Annotated in this window: 20 protein-coding genes; 16 read left to right on the top strand and 4 right to left on the bottom strand. The window is 41.6% G+C overall.

The window, feature by feature from the left end:
* Positions 1-18 precede the first annotated feature (18 nt).
* The 13 genes from BLU58_RS14175 to yunB all read left to right on the top strand — a co-directional run bounded on the left by BLU58_RS14175 (position 19) and on the right by yunB (position 13,796).
* Positions 19-918, top strand: a complete 900-nt coding sequence (locus BLU58_RS14175; RefSeq protein ID WP_093293177.1) for a conjugal transfer protein — start codon at positions 19-21, stop codon at positions 916-918.
* Position 919: 1 nt separating this feature from the next.
* Positions 920-1,189, top strand: coding sequence for a hypothetical protein (locus BLU58_RS14170; RefSeq protein WP_093293175.1), 270 nt, complete (start codon positions 920-922; stop codon positions 1,187-1,189).
* A 4-nt stretch (positions 1,190-1,193) separates the two neighbouring features.
* Positions 1,194-1,613: a TcpE family conjugal transfer membrane protein gene (locus tag BLU58_RS14165; protein ID WP_093293173.1), complete on the top strand. Its 420-nt coding sequence runs from the start codon at positions 1,194-1,196 to the stop codon at positions 1,611-1,613.
* Entirely contained in the window at positions 1,585-4,095 is a 2,511-nt protein-coding gene (locus tag BLU58_RS14160; protein ID WP_093293171.1) for an ATP-binding protein, read from the top strand. The genes BLU58_RS14165 and BLU58_RS14160 overlap by 29 nt, the downstream gene beginning before the upstream one ends.
* Before the next feature lie 18 nt (positions 4,096-4,113).
* Complete coding sequence (locus BLU58_RS14155) at positions 4,114-5,682, top strand: CD3337/EF1877 family mobilome membrane protein (RefSeq protein ID WP_093293169.1); 1,569 nt, start codon at positions 4,114-4,116, stop codon at positions 5,680-5,682.
* Between the two features lie 74 nt (positions 5,683-5,756).
* On the top strand, positions 5,757-8,357 hold the full coding sequence (locus BLU58_RS14150; RefSeq protein ID WP_093293167.1) for a type IV secretory system conjugative DNA transfer family protein: 2,601 nt from the start codon (positions 5,757-5,759) through the stop codon (positions 8,355-8,357).
* Positions 8,358-8,393: 36 nt separating this feature from the next.
* Positions 8,394-8,675, top strand: a complete 282-nt coding sequence (locus BLU58_RS14145) for a hypothetical protein (RefSeq protein ID WP_093293165.1) — start codon at positions 8,394-8,396, stop codon at positions 8,673-8,675.
* A 190-nt stretch (positions 8,676-8,865) separates the two neighbouring features.
* Entirely contained in the window at positions 8,866-9,756 is an 891-nt protein-coding gene (locus tag BLU58_RS14140; RefSeq protein ID WP_093293163.1) for a sensor histidine kinase, read from the top strand.
* The gene (locus BLU58_RS14135; protein ID WP_255404732.1) at positions 9,734-10,432 is read left to right on the top strand and encodes a response regulator; all 699 of its coding nucleotides are present in this window, start codon (positions 9,734-9,736) and stop codon (positions 10,430-10,432) included. Before BLU58_RS14140 ends, BLU58_RS14135 begins: the two co-directional genes overlap by 23 nt.
* A 101-nt stretch (positions 10,433-10,533) precedes the next feature.
* Entirely contained in the window at positions 10,534-11,700 is a 1,167-nt protein-coding gene (locus BLU58_RS14130) for a type III polyketide synthase (protein WP_255404731.1), read from the top strand.
* A complete protein-coding gene (locus BLU58_RS14125; protein WP_093293159.1) occupies positions 11,697-12,275 on the top strand; it encodes an isoprenylcysteine carboxyl methyltransferase family protein in 579 nt (192 codons plus the stop codon). The genes BLU58_RS14130 and BLU58_RS14125 overlap by 4 nt, the downstream gene beginning before the upstream one ends.
* A gap of 61 nt (positions 12,276-12,336) precedes the next feature.
* Positions 12,337-12,915, top strand: coding sequence for a GNAT family N-acetyltransferase (locus BLU58_RS14120; protein ID WP_093293157.1), 579 nt, complete (start codon positions 12,337-12,339; stop codon positions 12,913-12,915).
* Positions 12,916-13,076: 161 nt separating this feature from the next.
* On the top strand, positions 13,077-13,796 hold the full coding sequence (gene yunB / locus BLU58_RS14115) for a sporulation protein YunB (protein WP_176786700.1): 720 nt from the start codon (positions 13,077-13,079) through the stop codon (positions 13,794-13,796).
* Positions 13,797-13,828: 32 nt separating this feature from the next.
* Here the strand turns inward: yunB and BLU58_RS14110 are convergent, their stop codons facing one another.
* Entirely contained in the window at positions 13,829-15,592 is a 1,764-nt protein-coding gene (locus tag BLU58_RS14110) for a menaquinone biosynthesis decarboxylase (RefSeq protein ID WP_093293152.1), read from the bottom strand.
* An 83-nt stretch (positions 15,593-15,675) separates the two neighbouring features.
* On the opposite strand from BLU58_RS14110, the gene BLU58_RS14105 reads away from it, so the two are divergent.
* Positions 15,676-15,909, top strand: coding sequence for a glutaredoxin family protein (locus BLU58_RS14105; protein ID WP_093293150.1), 234 nt, complete (start codon positions 15,676-15,678; stop codon positions 15,907-15,909).
* A 58-nt stretch (positions 15,910-15,967) separates the two neighbouring features.
* Here the strand turns inward: BLU58_RS14105 and BLU58_RS14100 are convergent, their stop codons facing one another.
* Complete coding sequence (locus BLU58_RS14100) at positions 15,968-16,987, bottom strand: M23 family metallopeptidase (RefSeq protein WP_093293247.1); 1,020 nt, start codon at positions 16,985-16,987, stop codon at positions 15,968-15,970.
* Between the two features lie 236 nt (positions 16,988-17,223).
* Here BLU58_RS14100 and lipA point away from each other — a divergent pair, with 236 nt between their 5' ends.
* Positions 17,224-18,114, top strand: coding sequence for a lipoyl synthase (lipA, locus tag BLU58_RS14095; RefSeq protein ID WP_093293245.1), 891 nt, complete (start codon positions 17,224-17,226; stop codon positions 18,112-18,114).
* A 48-nt stretch (positions 18,115-18,162) separates the two neighbouring features.
* Positions 18,163-18,483, top strand: a complete 321-nt coding sequence (locus BLU58_RS14090; protein WP_255404730.1) for a YutD family protein — start codon at positions 18,163-18,165, stop codon at positions 18,481-18,483.
* A 98-nt stretch (positions 18,484-18,581) separates the two neighbouring features.
* Here the strand turns inward: BLU58_RS14090 and BLU58_RS14085 are convergent, their stop codons facing one another.
* Positions 18,582-18,851, bottom strand: a complete 270-nt coding sequence (locus BLU58_RS14085; protein WP_093293241.1) for a DUF3055 domain-containing protein — start codon at positions 18,849-18,851, stop codon at positions 18,582-18,584.
* Between the two features lie 68 nt (positions 18,852-18,919).
* The gene (locus tag BLU58_RS14080; RefSeq protein WP_176786699.1) at positions 18,920-19,561 is read right to left on the bottom strand and encodes a MerR family transcriptional regulator; all 642 of its coding nucleotides are present in this window, start codon (positions 19,559-19,561) and stop codon (positions 18,920-18,922) included.
* Positions 19,562-19,799 lie beyond the last annotated feature (238 nt).

Below are 19,799 nucleotides of genomic sequence, written 5' to 3'. Positions count from 1 at the left end.
TTCAGTAGGAGGAAGACAATGTCACAATTAGCGAAGCGAAAATTTGCGATATTTGGATTTTGGTTGCTATTGATCTACACGGCAGTTAGTACAACAGCTGTATGGCTAATTCAATTTGGGATTGTACCTTCAAGTCCCAGAAACATAACAGCGGCGAAACAACAAGTACAGACCAGTGGGCTGGGGGACATTTTGAGTGAAACGGCTTTTGTGGATCAATTTGTAAGGGAATATTTTACATGGAATCAAGGGAATGAGACCATTCGAGCGAGTCGATTGAAGCCTTATTTGCATTCCACAGTAGATCCACAAGCTGGGATCGATATGAAAAATGCAACTTATAATTCATTTCCTCGTTCGGTTGGAATTTGGAAAATAGAAGATGGCGAAGGTGGGATGAAAAAGGTATACGTCACAGTAGATACTGTATTAACTCATACGAAAAACGAAAGTGATCAGCGTAGGGCGATTCGTTATCTAGCTGTTACGATTCAGAGATCGGGTGAGTCTTTTGTAGTGATAGATAAGCCTTATTTAATGGCACCACCAGCCCCCGCCAAAATCGAACTACCTGAGGTGAAAACGGAACTGGGAGAAGCTGTTTCAGATGCAGAGCGAGTCCAAATCGAGAATTTTTTAAAGACGTTTTGGAAGGTGTATACCACAGGGACAGCGAATGAAATTGGTTATTATGAAAAAGAAAAGAATGTTATTTCAAAGGGATTGGCCGGGCTAGTTGGTTTACCTGAAGTAAAGAATGTGGCTGTTACCAAAAAGCAAGGAAAGTTAGAAGTGAAGTGTGATGTGTCGTTTACTGATCTACCTAGTGGGGGCCAGCTATCCTATCAATACTCGCTAACAGTAGTAAAGGAAGGCGACCGCTTCTATGTAACCAATATGAAGCAAGGAGTGAGATAATATGAATGATTTTTTATATCCATTTGCTATTTATTTAGCTGATACTCCTGCTGCTAAGTTAGAGAAATCTTTAGGCGCAGAGATCGGATCTGTTTTTTTGCTAATCGTTATTTTTGTCAGCGTGACGTTATTTTGGAAGCGTGCGTTTACCGCTTTCTTAGGATTTGCTTTGTTTGCTATGTTTGTCAGTGTATTTGTTTTCAAACCAGAATTGGTGCAATCCTTAGGTGAAAATGGATTTTCATGGCTATTTGAAGCGTTTTTGAAGTGATGCCATGAAACAAATTCGAGTTTACAACCAGGTGTTTCGTATTGAGAAGACCGTCTATTCTGTTCAAGGGATTCAATTACCTATTCCGGTTTCGTATCGACAGTTGGCTTTTTTTGCAGGGACTTTATTCTTTATGTTTCTGCTAAATGAAATTCCCCCGTTTAGTTGGGTCGATTATTATCTAATTAAGTTTATCGGTATCCCGCTATTAGTAGCATGGTTTTTTACCCGAAAAACGCTAGATGGTAAAGCGCCCCATCGATTTTTAATTCGCTTTCTCGAGTACCGATCACAGCCAAAGTATTTTGCTAGATATCAAGAAATCCCAGTTGACAAAAAGGCTAGCTACCACTACACAGGTACGGTTGTATATCGCAGACATGAGGAGGTGACGGATGATGCCGAACATTCCCTTTCCGATTAAATACTTTGAGCAAAATCTTATTTTTGGCATTGATGGAACCGTCTCTGCCTATTATGAGTTGCAACCTTTTAACTACGATTTCCGCTCGGTGGATGAGCAGCTGGATCTTCTTGGAAATCTGGAAACCCTCTACTGGAATATACAAGCTGATACACATGCACTTGTCGTCCCCGAATTTCACAGCCTAGAAGAGCATCGATCGGGACTACGTAACCAGCTATCTCCTGATCTCGGGAAGGCGGGCGCTGGATTTATTGAGGCGAGTATGGACCACCTAGTGGGGAAGGGTGTACATTCGCATCGCTTTTATTTAGGAATCAAGCTAAAGGAAAGCCAAGTGAAAAACGGTTCTATTTTTGCAGATCTCACATATGTATGGAAGGATTTTAAGCGATATTTGCTGGCTCGTTCGGGAACTGAAATTCCTGAAATTTTTGAAGAAGAGATTCATACATACCGAACTCAGGAGGAGCTGTTTTACTCTCGAATCAATAGTTGTTTTCGTGTACGAAGAGTGATGACTGAAGATTTTGAGTGGTTGATTAGACGTAGTTTTTACCGAGGAATAGCTAGGACTCCCAAGAGAAAAAATTGGAAACCAGAGGCTACTCCTGTTCACATACAAGGAAAAAAAGCACTCCGTCCTGGACGTGATGTTCTAACTTTAGCAGAAGGATCGTTTACTGCTACTGCGGGGCGTCGCTTGGAAGTAGAGCAATTTGTTCAGGGAGTTTCTCGAAAAGGATACATGGCTTTTTTGACCATCTCACACATCCCGGATAAAGCACCGTTTCCTGGGATTGAATGGTTGTATCAGTTACAAAAACTTTCGTTTCCCGTTGAAGCTTCTGTTAGAACGGAAACCATTGAGTATAGTAAGGCATTAGCTCAAGTTCAAAATAAGAAAAAAGAGCTAAAAGCAGAAGATGAGCATGCGTCTGAGAGTGGAGAAGATACTTCTTTTCATATCTTAAACAGTCGACAAGAAGCTCTAGAGTTAGAGAACAATCTGCGAACGGACAAGTTTCCGTTACTAACGACATCCATCGTGCTATGTGTTTCTGCTACAACGGTTGAAGAGTTACATATGCGAATTCAATTGATCAAAGATTTGTATAGTGACATGATGGTTCAAATTGAAGTTCCATACGGGGACCAGTGGCGTGCATTTAATGAATTTTTACCAGGCTCTAAGCGTTACATTACGGATTATATTCATCACATGGACCCCACTGCTGTAGCGGCAGGGATGTTTGGTGCAACGCGTCAATTAGGGGATGGCCTAGGGCACTTTATCGGGATGTCACAAAACCTGCCGGTGTTTTTCCAGCATGATCGTGGGCCTAAAGATCCTAGGTTAAGTACGACTGCTTCTGCTGCTTTTATAGGATCACTCGGAGCTGGGAAGTCACTGGGCGCAAACTTACTGGCTTACCAAGCCCTTTTAAATGGCTCAAAAGTACTTATTTTTGACCCCAAAGATGAGCGAGGTCACTGGCCGGAGGTATTACCTGAGTTAAAGCCGATCTCCCGGGTGGTTACTCTACGAGCAAGCATAGAGGATCGAGGGAAATTAGACCCTTTATCAGGAGCTCATAATCCGACCGAGTTGACCGCATCGGGTGAAACGGCCAAACGAATTCTCCAATTTTTATCGAGAGCGGCTGATGGCACCTATGAAGCGATTTCGATTGGAAAAGCGGTGGACTATGTTGTACAAAATGATCCGAGGCCATCGATGACAGCAGTGCTAAAATCTTTGATCGAATCGAATAAACTAGCACCAGAGAAACGGCAAGAGAGTTTAGGAGAGATGGTAGATGTTCTTCAATATTTAGCGACATCGGGTCAAGGACAGCTTTTGTTTGGTGACGGTAGTCAAGAGGCAATCGATTTATCGAAGCCGCTAACCATCTTGCAGATTGAGGATCTACAGCTACCAGAAGAGAGTCAAACGGATTTTGGACGTATGGGAATTGCTCTGTTGATGGCAATCTCGGACTTTTCAAGGAGATTCTCTCATCAGACAGGTGATGGTTTTAAACTTGTTCTTTTTGACGAATCGTGGAGATTAGCGAAGGTTCGTGAAGGAAGAGCGATTTTAGAGGAGCTAGTTCGAACAGGTAGAAGTAAAAATGCGGCTATCTATCTAATTAGCCAGAATGCAAAGGATTTACTAGGGGAAGAGATCCGATCCAATTTAGGTTGTCGATTTGTTTTTCGATGTCGTGACCAGCGAGAAGCAGAGGCCGCTTGTGATATCTTAGGCATCGAAGCGAATGAGTACAATGTGGAGAGAATTCGTAATCTACCAACAGGAATGTGCTTGCTATCGGATCTTGAAAAACGTGTCAATGAACTAGAGATTCAAATAGTAGAGGAACGAATTTTTCATGCATTCGACACCAGACCGGGTTCAAATAAGAAGCCTCAAACAGGAATTACAATTGAACGGATCACTAGGCGGACTGGTACCTCTTAGAAAAAAGGAGTAGAGTGGATGAACAAAAAAAGATGGCTACCGATGAGCTTCATCCTTCTGTTTATCTGCCTCATATGTAGCCGTGATCTGGTCTATGCAGAAGAAACAGGGCAAGAAAGCTCCACAGCTACAGGGGAAGTCCAAACACAAAGCGCAGAAGGCAACAATATGTTGTTTGATGTTTTTACAAGATTCCCGGAAGAAAAGATAAAGAAATCAAAAGAAGCAGGTTATGAAGTAAACTATGCCAGATATGATTCGAGCCGGTACACTTTGGAGTTTGAAGCGGATGGACAAAACTGGTGGGATATAGCCGAAAGGGCTGAAAACATCGGGCATTATACCTTGTATCAACTAGATAATACGATCTGGCAAGTAATCCTTAGCTGGGACTTTACCGTTATTTCTGCTATCCAGAGTGCATTTTCATTAGATATTGTAAATGAATTTGCTGAAACGGTTGAAAAAACGATTCAACAGTTTGCTGGCTTTAATGGTACTACCATCGTATCGGGCAAAGGGTTATGGGGCGGATTCATCTTATTTGTCATCGTAATTTCTGGAGCTTGGTTTGCTTACAGAGGACTATATAAACGAGATCAGACAAATGCGGTTTCAAGCATTATTACGATGATGGTGATCTTCATGGCATCGTTAGCCTTCTTTGCGAATGCTGGTGGGATTATGAAGGATCTAAATGCGATTAGTAGTGGGATCAGTACGGAGTTGATGGGGATTTCATTAAATCTAGGTGATGTGGGAACCGATGGAGGAAGTTCTGAAGATGATGTAGTAGATGGGATCCGAAACGGTGCTGGAAAACCACAAAACTCAAATGAAGTGAAAGCGTCTCCTGTTACTTATCCGTTTCGCTTAGCAGATCAAGTGTATCATCTACTTATTTATGAACCCTACTTGATGCTTCAATATGGCAATGTGGATGGCTCCGATGCTGTTAATTATGCTAGGGCTAAGAAGTTACTAAGCCAAAAGCCTGGTAGTGAAGCTAGGAAACAGGTTGTAAAACAAGAAGTACTCGGGACAGATGGAAATCCCCCTAATATCATGATGACAACCAAAGGAACTTTCCAACGACTCAGCATTCTATTGTTACTCGGAATTACCCACTTTGTCATTGGCATCGTGTTCTTTTTAACAGCAGGGGCAGTGATTCTCTATCAATTTTTCTTTATCATATTTGCTCTATTTGCTCCGATCGCGCTGCTGCTAGCACTCTATCCTGCATGGTCGAGTATTGCGGTCAATTGGTTAAAAACATTTTTAGGATATCAATTAATCAAAATCATATTAGGCGTCTTTTTAAGTATCTTACTTACGATCTCTAATTTCCTTTATCGCCTAACTCCGCCTAAGGATTATGGATACTCATGGACCATCATTATGCAATTGATTTTAGTGGTAGGAGTTATGTGGAAACGAAAAGAGTTGTATGGAGTATTAAATACAACGTTTTCTGGGAAGCCAGACAAGGGGATTGCGGACCCTGGCTTGCGCAACATGCTAAATAAGATCAATCAGTATGCTTCAAACACTTCTACTAGGCTTGGGAAAATCCGACGTAAATAGTGGTAGAATCTTTTGTTTCCAGAAGATTATGGATCAATGTGATGGTTGATTCAAAAAAGGTGGGGTTACGTGGTATGAGTTGGCTAAAAGAGCCCAAAGGCGGCGATAATCAGCTCAAAGGAATTCCTAGGATTGTATTGCTCTATATGGTCATACCAGTAGGTGTTCTTTTGCTCTTAGTACAAGTTTGGCCTTATCTAGAAGAAACGTTAGAAGGAAGAAAAACGGGTCAGATTGTTGCAAACGAAACGAAAAAGGTGGTAGTGGATACAGCTGGCTCTCTATGGGATGTAGCACTGCAAGTTTTATTTTGGGGTTTGTTGGTAGCGGCTATAGGAGCAGTATTGTGGGCGGTTGGAGGTTATATATTGTACCGTTATTACCGACAACAAGCTCTTCTGCAAGCCAGGTATATTCGGATTTTGCCTTCCGACGATACGATTTTAGATATTGAAAAAATAACGGTCTTAACTCGTACTTTTGGAGAGATGCATCGCCATCGTCGTCACCGAATTTTATGGGGTCCCCCTTGGTTCCGATTACGATTTGCTATGCCACTTGGCAGTAATGAGATCGGCATATATCTTTCATTTCCGCTCGACAAAAAGAGTAGTGTGATTGATACGATTCGGGGTACGTATCCAAACGCGGAGATTCACGATTTAAAACCAAGCCAATTTCCACAACCTACAGCGGGTGGAGTAGGCGGAATATTTACCGACCGATGGGGAAAGAGAAAGGGCTTGCCGTTGGCTTCTCTAGAGCAAAAAAAGGCTAGTATGTTAGGAGATGTCTTAAACTGTTTACGACCTGGATCTTTTATCGATCTTCAATTTTCTCCTGTAAAATGGAGCAGATTTGAGAAGAGATTTGAAGGTGCATATGATGATTTGAAAGATAAAAAAATGAGTGACTTGGACCCCGAAGAAAAGCAAAGGAAGATTAGTCTCATAAAACGTACAACAGGACGTGAACTTCCTTTTAAAATGAGGTTATCGATTTGGTCGAATTCGCCACAAGCTGTTTCCGTGATTCGATCCACTGCAGAGTCGATTACAACGACGATGAATTATGATGGTGCGATTCGATTCTGGCTACAATCTCGTTGGAATCCGATGGCGGATGCGAACCCGATCCCGACTCCACTACCAGGTAGCTTCATGATTTGGTCAGGAGAAGAGATGGCTAATTTATTTCACTTGCCACCTGCCACTCATTTTATTTACCAAGACCCTGAGCTAAATGATGAAGATCCTCGAGGGAAGCTCTTACACATTTCTCAAAATCAACGTTCCTTAGCAGAAAATGAGTGGACGGATGGGGTCTTGATTGGAAAAGTGAAACATCCTCTCTACACACGAGAAGTAAGAGTACCCCATGAGCACCTTAGTAGGCACTTTCTTTTAACAGGAGCGAGTGGGATGGGTAAATCGAGTGCAGGAGCTGAAATCATTCAGTCGATGATTGATGATTGGATTCAAAATCCAGAAGCCCCTGGCTTTACCATAATCGATCCTGCTAGAGAAATTATTGCGATAATTGAAAATCGATTGCGTTATTTAGAAGGAACAGGAGTCCATATTCCAAAAGAAAAGATACACCATTTTAATCTAAGTACTGATACGACACATGTAGTAGGGCTTAATTTACTACATTCCATTCCCGATATTCCTGTTAATGAGCTGTCGGAACAGATCGCTGATATCTTATTGTTTAAACAGATTCCAGGTGACTTACAAGCTCGCACACGCCGTTTATTAGCTATGGCAATTCATAGTTTACTAGAGGATAATGTGACTCACACAGTGCTGGGAATCGATGATTTTTTCCGTAATGAGAAGTTTCGTCAAAGTGTTCTTGAAAATGGAAAAGATCCTTATGTAAAAAGGTATTGGGCTAAATTTGATCAACAGATGAACTTGGAAATTGAACCGATTTTGGCCCAAATTGACCCTTTACTACAAGATCCGACTATGCGAAGAATTTTCCTACAAAAAGAGTCATTGTTTGCTTACAAGAAGGCAATGGATGAAGGACACCTCGTGCTTTTTGATTTGTATGATATGCAAGACAATGAAGTGAAAGTAACCGTTGGACATCTCGTTCATCTCTACCATCAGTATTCTAAACAACGCGACTACAGTGCTAGATTCCACCTTATGCTAGTGGAAGAAGCTCATCTCGTTCAGATCCCTGTTGTGACGGCTTTATTATCAGAGGATGCAAAGTATAATTTTGGGATCGGACTGGTTACGAGAGATATTGACTCATTTCATGAAGAGAATTTTATGCAGGCCATAAAGGGCAATATTGGAATGATTTTAAGTTGTGCCCAGCATGAGGGGGCCGATGAGGTAGAAAGCCTGACTCGCGGATCCGTTAAGACAACCTTCTTAGAACGATTACAGGAGAGAAATGTCGCCGTTTATTTACGGACCAAGAAAAATCAACGTAGTCATACGACAGTGTGTGTAGTTGAAAATGATCCGCCGTTTGTTTATTTGCCAGATGGAAAAATAGCTGATCACCGCACAGAGGAACTAGGGTTTGCTAGGAGATGGGGATTGGATTGGGGATTAGAGATAATGAGGCAGTCTGCTGAAGCCCGACCCATTGAAGAGATTGATCCCCAAATTGCTGAATATATGACCGAAAACTACAACATCCATGATTAAATCTGTTCAACAGACATCAGTTTGGGGTGGTGGAGAGTGAAACAGCTAATAAAAACAATAGGGCCTTTTCTTGAGATCTTTCTTATTAGTTACTTTATGGGATTCGCTTTTGGGAACGCAGTGGCGGTCATGAGTATTATCTTTTTGTGTATCATAAGTTATTTCATAAGACCCTTTATCATTCCGCTTGGATGGGGAGTGGCAGCTTTTACGGTGATATGGGCATCAGATCAGTTTTCGTTGTTAGATGCTTTTCTATTTGCGGGACTGGTAGGAGGATTTCGCTATTTGCTGATGCGCTTTAAAATATGGAGCTAGCATTATAAAAATCAGGAGCTTGCAATAGGCTCCTGATTTTTTTTATAGATTGAGAGTCAAAATGATAGCCATTTTTTTGATATATGAGGTAAAATGTTTACCAAGTAAATTTAATAGAATGTTGTTATTTAGATACTGTAAATATTTTTATTCTTGAAGACCGAACTTACATGAAGGAGGTACCCGTTTAGTGCTGAATCGGTGCTGGACATTGCGGACAAAGGTAATTCTTTGGATTAGTATGATAAACATGTTAGCGATCTTGGTTGGTATCTTCTTTCTGTACCGAGAGCATAGGGAAATCGATATCGGATGGATGTTTGGAGTTCCTATAGGGATTCTAGCTATCGAATGGTTTGCTACGATCAAATTGTCCAAGTACATAAAAAAGCGTATTCATAATGAGTTGCATAAGGAATTATCCCAAGTTCATGAATATATGGAGTCGATGAGAGTCAAAGCGCACGAGTTTCAAAATACTCTTTATGCGATTTCTGGTTTAATACAGCTACAATCATATGACGAGGCTATATCACTTATCCAACAAGAATCTCAGCTTCATCAGGATCAGATAGTAGCATGGACTAAAAAAGTGAAAGATAAAAGAATATCTGCCATCTTAATTGGGTATTACAATCATGCAAGGGAAATGAAAGTAGCTTTGCAGATTGATCCAGCTACGTATATTCCTGAACATATTAATATTCTAAATATAACATCATTTATCTCGTTGTTAGGTAATTTGGTCTTAAATGCAATGGAAGAATTGCAAAAGGTGCAAGGTGAAAGAAAGATACGGATTTTCATGGAATGTGTAGAAGATAGATTGGTTTTAGAAGTGGAAGATAATGGTTTTGGGATTCGAGATGAGGTTGTTCCGTTTATCTTTGAAAAAGGGTTTTCGACTAAACCGATCACACCTTCTGAGAAACGGGGTTTTGGATTGTGGAAAGTAAAACAGATTGTAGAGGAGCATGGTGGCACTGTGTTGGTAGAAAGAGGGGATTGGGATGGGACTCTCTTTGCCATTACTCTACCATTGAAGGGGGATGTGAGACTTGATAGAAGTGTTAATTATTGAGGATGATCGGCGAGTTGCTGAGATTAATCGGCGTTTTTTGGAGAAAATGAAAGGATTTAAATTAATAGCGATTGCGAGTTCTGGGGAAGAAGCAAAAGAGTATCTAGAAGTGATGAGACCACAGTTGGTTCTTTTAGATGTATATCTTCCAGACATATCAGGAAGCGATTTAGTATGGTATATCAGAAAGACTTATAAAGACATAGATATTATCATGATGACAGCTACTGGAGAAACGGGGACTGTCCAAGAAGCTTTGCGTGGTGGCGTTTTTGATTATCTAGTAAAGCCGATTACGTTGGATCGTTTCAGACAGAGTCTGGATAAATACAAAGAACGAATTCAGTTCATTCATTCAATGAAAGTAATGGGCCAAGACGAAGTGGATTATCTCATACACCGGGGCGTACGGGGGGAAATAGAGGGATCCCAAACGATGTCACTTCCGAAAGGGATTGACCCGACGACACTCGAAAAAGTGGAGCGGGTTGTGTTAGGGAATGGGGACTCTGGATTGACGGCTGAGCAAGTAGGAAGAAAACTAGGAGCGAGTAGAACGACAGCGAGGCGTTATCTCGAATATTTGGTTTCGACGGAGAGACTTCGAGCAGATTTAGCATATGGAACGATTGGTCGACCTGAACGTAGATACGGGATGAAAGCAGATAAAATGTGATTGTAAACGATTCAACATATTTTCCCTCATCATTTCTATTTTTTCTACATGTTTCCAATTTGAATGGGAATAGTATAGAAAACGACTTGAGGAGGGATATGGTGTCACGTATTGTTGCTGTAGGAACTGCTGTTCCTCCCCATATATTCAGACAATCAGACGTAAAATCCTATGTTGAACATACTTTTTCGGACTCTGTGGAGCACATTGATCGATACTTATCTATCTTTGAAAATACGGCTATCCAACAACGTAGAATGAGTCAGCCGTTAGAATGGTTTCAAGAAGATCATACCTTCGCACAACGGAATCAAATCTATATCGAGATGGCGTGTAAATTAGGAGAAGAAGCAATTCTTAGATGTCTGGCTCAGAGTGGGTATCAAACTCGTGAAATCGACCATCTAATATTTGTATCGACCACAGGACTGGCGACTCCTAGTATTGACGCGCATCTCGTTCATCGATTAAACATGAATCCACATATAAAAAGAACCCCTATTTGGGGATTAGGCTGTGCAGGTGGAGTAGTTGGCTTAACGCGAGCTTTGGAATTTGCAAGAGCGTGTCCAGATGAGAAGATACTGCTGGTAGCAGTGGAGCTGTGTGGGCTTACTTTTCGTAAGAATGATCGTTCCAAGAGCAATATAGTAGCCACGTCCTTATTTGCTGATGGAGCGGCAGCAGTTCTAGTTACAGGGAGTGAAGTACCGATCCGTGTTCCTCAAGACACATTTTTGCATTACCATTCATCTCAGAGTCGAGTTTTCCCTGATTCTTTAGATGTAATGGGGTGGGATTTAGAGGATGACGGTCTAAAGGTCGTTTTTTCTAAGGAGATCCCGACTCTGGTCAAAAAAGAAGTGGGTCCTGTTTTACAATCCTTTCTTCAAAATCAGGGTCTAACACACAAAGATATACAAAGATGGATGGCGCATCCTGGTGGCAAAAAAGTATTACAAGCTTATGAGGAGATTACAGGATTGCCAGCCGAATCCTTTGCTTCCGCGTCCGAAATTTTACGTGATTTTGGTAACATGTCTTCAGTAACGGTCCTGTTTGTCTTACAACATGAGTTACAAAACCAACATCTAGCACAGGAAAAAGGCATCTTAATGGCAATGGGTCCTGGATTTAGCGCAGAGTTTTTATTAGTAGAATGGCTCCCTATTCAGCAAGAGAGTCAGTTGATAAAACCAGATCATATCCCTTACGCGAATCCTCGATACCAGAGACAACTTCCTGATTGGGAGGTAGAACTTACATGAAATGGACACTGATCCTCTGGTCGATGGTTGTGTTGCAAAGGATCTGGGAAGTTGGGGTTGCCAAACAAAATGGAGAATGGATGAGGAGACGAGGTGGACAAGAAGTAGGGAGAGAGCATTACCCTATTCTAGTAGGAGTTCATGTACTGTTTTTCCTAGGGATCCTCGTTGAAATGTTTTTATACCATGCGACTTCGCCTACTTGGTGGTGGATTCCGTTTACCCTATTTGTAGGCGTTCAAGCTTTACGGTACTGGTCCATTCGTTCTTTGGGGCGATTTTGGAATACAAGGATCTGGGTGATGCCTAATACACCTATTGAACGAAAAGGGCCTTATCGATATATGAGGCATCCTAACTATGTAGCGGTGGTGGCTGAGTTTTTAGTGTTCCCTCTTCTCTTCGGGGCCTATGTAACTTGTATCGTGATGACATTTGTTAATATATTAGTCCTCGTCTTGCTACGTATTCCGATGGAGGAGCAAGCATTAAAACAAGTAAGTCTGAATGTAAACGAAGAAGAAATGGAATATACTGGTGGCCTGTTTTCTCGTTGGGATCAGGAGCCGTCTTGATATAAAATAAGTAATAGGGGGCCGATGATAGGTCCCCTAAATAATGAAATAAGGTGATAAAGTGTCTGAGAATGAGGTTATATTACGAGGAAATAAAGTTACCCTGAGAGATATCAAAATAGAGGATGTAGAAAAAATATATTATTGGCGATATGTAGCTGATGATCGGGAACATCTTAAATGGAATGCTCCTTATTATCCTATAGAAGAAAAATCAATAGAAAAATTTATAGAAGAAGAGTATCGACTCCATTTAGATACCGCAAAAACGGATCAAGTCAGATCAAAGTTAGCTATTATAGTAGGTAATAAGCTTATCGGAACAGTAGGTTGGTACTGGGTAGATCAAAATACAAATTGGTTGAATAACGGGATCGTCATATTTGATTCAGACTATTGGTCTGGTGGTTATGGTACAGAGGCTTTTCAGATGTGGACAAATTACTTATTTGAAAATATGGATATCGTGCGTGTAGGCATCTCTACATGGTCTGGAAATGAAAGAATGATTGGATTAGCAAAAAAGGTCGGAATGGTGGAAGAGGGACGAATTCGCAATGCCCGAATAGTAGAAGGAAAGTACTTTGATTCTGTAAAGATGGGGGTATTGAGAGAGGAATGGATAGGATCCAATAGATGAAGAATAGAAGGGTAGGCGGCTACTATGAGTTAGACGCCTACCCTTCTATTCTTCGACAGAAAAAACCTATTTTTCAATCAGTACTAGAATGAACGTCTTGGTACTATATATAATTATCCAATTTTATTATGTATATAAGTAGTTAGAGAGGTGGAAGGATGATGCCTCGTAAACGTCCGATGCGCAAGTCTTGGAATATTTCGTCTCATTTTGCACGAAATAGATGGATTTCCATTGTGATCATCGTGCTACTCATCTTCATTCCGATCTTATGGACGGTGGAGCAAAATATTGATCCTGTCCTTATGCACATTGCCGTTACAGAAGTGAAGAAGGAAGCTCAAGCTGCGATTACGAAAGGGATTGAACAGCAAGTTCGTATGGGGGAAGAGTTAAATCAGCTCATACAGGTTCAAAAAGCAGAGGACGGCAGGATTGTTTCGGTTCAATTAGAACCACTCACCCAAGCAAAAATATATACAAACAGTGCGAAGGAGATTGAAAAATCGATGGCGCACCTGAAGGATAAACCGATTGAAATATCCTTAGGTCAAGTGATGCAATCTACCATGTTTGCCGATTTTGGACCCGATATTCCTGTGCGAATGTGGCAGGAAGGATCTGCAAAAATTAGCCTAGAGCCAAAACTCCAAGCACAAGGGATTAATATGGTTCTCATTACTGTAAATCTGGTAGTGCAAACCGAATTAGGTATCATTGTTCCATTTAATAAAGAAATGATCCAATTTACCACCTCCTATCCCATTGCACAAACCATGGTAGTCGGTGAAGTGCCAAGCTACTACTATAACTCTGAAGACGGCAAGCATACTGGAAACCAGCCTGCTCTACCGCCTATCGAAAAAAAGAATGAGCATTGATTTATGTAATCGATGCTCATTTTCTTAAAGTACTATCTAGAAGGGAAATACTCTTTCCAACGTGTATCAACTAATTCTTTGATTTCCGGTAGTGTCTCTAGTTCATCCGGATACCCGGGCTTCATTCGCGCATCAATGATAATCGGACATTGATAGCTCGAATGGTGTCGGACAAGTTCCGCTTTGGCATAAATATCATATGCTGGATCAAATCGAGTAAATGCTGTCCACAAGAAGGAAGTTTGATCGGATGCCGCCTTTATGTCGTCTACAAGGAAAAGGAAACACCAATCCTGTAACTGTTCTCCGTAGTGTTTTAGCAGGATGTTAGGGAGGTCTGGATTTACCTCATAAGCATCTGTTTGGAGTACGAGCGCTCCCCGGCAGTAGACAGCTATATCATGGACTCCGTTCATATCAGGTCCGTGATACTCAGATGGCAGACTTCTAACAGGATCTCCGGTTCCAACTAAGACTGCTTTACTACCATGATTAAGACGACGACCCGTATAGTCTAATGTATCCATCGAAGTATGATTAAAGATGAACAAATCAGTTCGTGGGTCAAAACGCTCCATTACAGCTTCAAATAATGAAGAGAAGTTGCCTAGATCTACGGATTGATCCGTGACAATCAGGAATTTTGTCAGTGTTAACTGTCCTTCGCCCAAGATGCGGAATGCATTTGCTAGAGCTTCTCGCTTATAGCTTTCTCGCACCACAGCAGCTGCTAATGGATGGAAGCCTGTCTCTGCATATGTCCACAGATCCCGCACACCTGGCATGGCCATCGGGAATGCAGGAGAGAGAAGGCGTTGGAGGAAGTCTCCTAAATAATAATCTTCTTGTTTCGGCTTCCCAACAATAGTAGCTGGATAAATAGCATCGGTACGATGATGAACGGATTTTATGCGGAAGACTGGGAAGTCATGCGCTAATGAGTAGTATCCATAATGATCCCCAAAGGGCCCTTCTAATCGACGTTCATGAGCTGTAACTAATCCTGAGAGTACGAATTCAGCTTCCGCAATAATCGGATAGCCCCCATCTGCAGGACGAACAACCGGTAATTTTTCACCTACAATTAATGAAGTAAGAAGTAATTCAGGTAAAAATTCAGGAACGGGTGCGATGGCAGAGGCGATTAATGCTGGAGGACCACCTAGGAACATGCGAACGGGTAGATCCTGGTCCCTTTTTTCAGCTTCGAAGTGATGGAACCCACCCCCTTTATGGATTTGCCAGTGCATCCCAGTAGTACATGCATCATACACTTGCATCCGATACATCCCTAGATTATGTTGCCCCGTCTCAGGATGCTCGGTGTACACGAGAGGTAAAGTAAAAAAAGGACCCCCGTCTTCTTGCCAAGAGGTAAGGACAGGTAGTTCGTTTAGATTTACCTGCATTTGCTTAGCAGCAAGAGCAGGGGCTTGACTTTCGGAAACGGTTTTCAATCCGACTTTTAGTAAGTCTTGAAGGACTTTTCGCTCTTTCCAAAGGGCTGATGGAGTGGGGGGAAGCATCGTATGGGTAAGTTCCACCACTTTTTTCATTAATTCCTCTGGGCGAGTTCCAAATGCTAAATGAACCCTACGGATGGTACCAAAAAGGTTGGTGACGACAGGGAATTGACTACCTTTTACATTCGTAAATAATAAGGCAGGTCCTTCTTCATCAATGACTCGTCTATGGATTTCGGCAAGCTCAAGTTTTGGATCGACAGGTGCTGTAATCTCTACAAGATCTCTCTCCTGACGAAGTTGATCCAAAAAGGAACGTAGATTTTTATGCAATGGAATCTCTCCTGATTGTCATGATTTTTCTATGTAGTACCTATGATATAGTATTAGCATAAGAGAGAAAAGGAGTTTCTTATATGAGTATAATCGTATATTCGAAGCCACATTGTCCAGAGTGCAATGTGTTAAAACGTTTCTTGCGTGACTATCAGATCGACTTTGTGGTTCGTGACTTGAGTAAGAACCCTAAATATATTGATGAAGTGAAAAGGTTAGGATTCCTTGGAGTACCTGTTACAGTTATTAATGGAAAAGCAATTCCAGGTTTGCAGCCTGATGCAATCTTATCGATGCTTGGGCGAAGATATTAAAACGTGCGGAGCCCTTCCTTAGTTAGATCGACTAACAAGGAAGGGCTCCGTTTGATTTCTAATGCTTTTTCTTTTTATGAGTGGACTTTTTCTTGATTCGTGCCTCTTTCTCCCATTTTTTTAGAAGAGGAAAAGGGTCAAACGAGTAATTACGGCTTCCGTTAAACTTATAAACTCCGTAATGAAGATGAGGCGGAAATTTTCCAGAGGTACCGGGCGGGCCATAACCAGAAGATCCTACGGCTCCTAGGATTTCCCCCGGGGTGACAAGATCTCCTTTTTTCAACCCTTTCCGAAATCCTTTCAGATGGGCAAAGTAGTGGTATCGATTTTTTGCATCTCGAATGCCGATTCGCCAACCTCCAAACACATTCCATCCGACTAGCTCTACATATCCGTAGCATGTACTGAGAACGGGTGTTCCATATCCGGCGAATATATCAGTTCCTTCATGGATGCGACGGCCTCCCCATCCCCGATTAGCACCCCACGTTCCCCGGTATGTATAGTTGTATTGGAGCGGGATGGGAAATGAGTTTGTATCTAATTGAAGGGTTTGATGTTTTTGATAGAGGCGTGCGATATGGGTAATGACGTCAACCGTGCTAGGTTGCTGATAATACTTCCAAAGTTGCTCACGAATTTGATCCTCACTATTTCCCGAGCTACTCAGAAAGAGAGCCACAGAATAGAGTACATCTTGATCGTTTTCTGGATCGACGATCCCATCCCCATTCCCATCGCGCCCCATCCCCTGAAAGAAGTGAATGCTAGTAGAGTTTGTGCTATGTAAGTCTGGATTCGATAAGCCGGACCATTTGGAATCGAGAATCTGGATAGAAGTAATCCGGTTGGGTAAGGGCTGGGTATCTTTCTTTTGGATATTCTGCTCATATTGATCCATAGCAGCTAAATACTCCCAAGGCAGTCCGGTTAGAGATTCTACAGAACGAAAGAGAGCGATTTTTTTTTCATATTCAGGTTCGGGATTATAGGCAAACCCTTCGATTGGATAAATAAGAAGAGAGAAAATGATGAACCAAATACATAGAGAGCCAACCTTCTTGTTTATGGTCATTTCCTTCACTCTACCACCCCATTTCTAAGCCATTAGTCTGTTTGTTAGTCTGTCATTTTTTGCTGAAATTAAACATGTCCCTTGTTGTTTTCATGAATGAAGCATTCCTCTTTTGGCAGGTTCTATTTTTTGAAGGCAAATGTGGTAAGATAGGGAGATAAGAAAAGTTTCATCTCCAAACGAATTTTTTTGCATCTGTTGATATAGAGGAGGAGTAGTCGGTGACGACGGAACGTATGGATGGGAAAGAGCGTAAGCCCGAGTGGTTAAAAGTAAAATTAAGTACAGGTGAGAACTATCAAGAATTAAAGCGAATGATGCGTAGTAAGACACTCCATACTGTATGTGAGGAAGCGCGCTGTCCAAATATCTATGAGTGCTGGGCCAACGGTACGGCTACTTTCATGATTTTGGGTGATATCTGTACACGTGCATGCCGTTTTTGTGCAGTGAAAACAGGACTCCCTACGGAATTAGACTTAGCAGAACCAGAACGTGTAGCAGAAGCTGTTCAGCAGATGAGAGTACGCCATGCTGTCATCACATCGGTAGCACGAGACGATCTCAAGGATGGCGGTGCAGGGATCTTTGCTGCTACGATTAAAGCGGTCCGTGCTAAAAATCCACTCACAAGTGTAGAAGTGTTGATTCCTGATTTTATGGGGAATTGGGATGCCCTGCGAGTAGTGATGGATGCGAGGCCTGATATTCTCAACCATAACATTGAGACCGTTCGTAGACGTTCTGATCGCGTACGATCCAAGGCAAAATATGACCGGACGCTCGAACTGCTAAAGCGTGCCAAAGAAATGCAACCGGATATCCCAACGAAATCCAGCATCATGGTAGGTGTGGGCGAGACGTACGAAGAAGTAAAAGAAACCATGCATGATTTACGTAATCACGATGTAAACATTTTGACAATCGGTCAATATTTACAGCCTACAAAAAAACATATCAAAATTGAGAAGTACTATACACCTGAAGAATTTGCAGAGTGGAAAGAGTACGGCATGGGGCTTGGCTTTTCACACGTGGAATCGGGTCCACTGGTACGTAGTTCCTACCATGCTCACGAGCAAGTGAAGGGACATCAAAAAACGACGGAAGAACGCCTAGCTCAATAAGGATATTTGGGGTGACCCAGAAAAAAAGATTGAGGTTGATGGATCTCTATGGAAATCGTGGAAATTCAAGGATCTACCTTTGAAGTAGTCATGGACTATAGGGAAGGTTGGAATCCAGAGGTATTTAAAAAACGTTATAGCGAGATCTTAAGTAAATATGATTTTATTGTAGGGGATTGGGGATATGGTCAACTGCGTTTAAAGGGATTTTTTCACGAAGATCATATCCGAGCAACAGCAGATACAAGCATTAGTTACCTCGAAGAGTATTTAAATGAATACTGTAACTTTGGCTGTTCTTACTTTATTCTGCAAAAAAAATTTACACAAGACGATGCAAAATTGAACATAACTGATACTATGGTGTAAATAGAAAAGACGAAGAGAACCCTTTCCATTCGGGAGGGTTTTTCTCTGTTTACAAAAATAAAATCCATACGCTATCTACGTACGGATCATTGCTTTATCTAAAAAGTTTGTTCCAAGAAGAACTTTAATTCCTCCGCGGCCTCTCTACTAATACCAAATGCAAACTCAAGATAACCTTCTTCTTCTAAATCATCTTTTCCGATAATGGCAAATTTACTGGATTGAATATCCATCACGACCATTTTTCCATAAAATCGATCTGTTCTCATGATGACGAGATCAAATCGGACAGTTTCACCCATGAATCCGACAAAACGAGTATTTGTTTGTACCGTATCATCGTATAGGTGCATGAAGTCATCCAACATCATGGTGCTATCTCCTTCACTGTGTGGATTCTGCCCCATTATACCGTAGGAATTGAAGTTTGCAAGCTTTAGAAGAAAAAGAGAAATTTGCCTTTCTTCTGCCTCTTTGGAACCACCGGTTGTTCGCTAGCTGCGGCAGATAATTTCTGTGTAAAATGAACATTTCGTAGTTCGAGTTTTAGTTGATCTTGCTTTTTCCGGATCTCATCAAACATCTGATGAACATCGTTCCCCGAAACACGATCTAAGTTGAGCGAGACTAACTTGTGTTCCATATCTTCAAATGTCTCAAATATGGTATACATATGGTCTTCCATACGATCCATTCGCTCAAATAACTCTTCCATTAAATCTCCCATCTGATTCATGCTCGACATGACCTTTTGCATGGTCTTCTCTTGTGTAACGGTTGACAAAAAAGTGACATCCTCTTGTGAAACAGAGACTGCAGGTGCAGGCATCGCTAACTTCCCTTCAAATTTAAGATCCTCGCGAACCTGCTTCATCGATTGATTCGGCACCGCGAGCCGCTCTTTAATGTCGATTAATCGTTCTAAACTATCTTCAGATAAGATATAGTGCCCACGCTCATTTAGATCGGGGCCAATATAGTCTTCAAATACATCAATCCACTTACGAATCGTCCTCGCATGGACTTGGAGGTGTTCTGAAACTTCTCGAGTAGTGAGGAATTCCTTTTGATTGATCAATGAAGATCCTCCTAACATTTTTATTGTTAGGTATCATTTCTCTTTGAAAAATAGGAATCCTCCTTGATGACAAAGGAAGTCAAGAGTCATCACGGTTTTACAAGTTACTTCCCAGACACCCAGATGGGTTGGCATAAATCCTTATTTCTATCCCTCTTCTGAAAGAGTACACCCACTTCAAACGTTAGTTAAGTGGGTGGTGAATTTCGGTTCGGCGTTAGCCGAAAGGCATTTAGTT

It is taken from the genome of Thermoactinomyces sp. DSM 45892 (assembly GCF_900107305.1).
Taxonomy (GTDB): domain Bacteria; phylum Bacillota; class Bacilli; order Thermoactinomycetales; family Thermoactinomycetaceae; genus Baia.
Note: the sequence above shows the minus strand (reverse complement) of the source record. Positions and strands in the feature narration are given on the sequence as shown.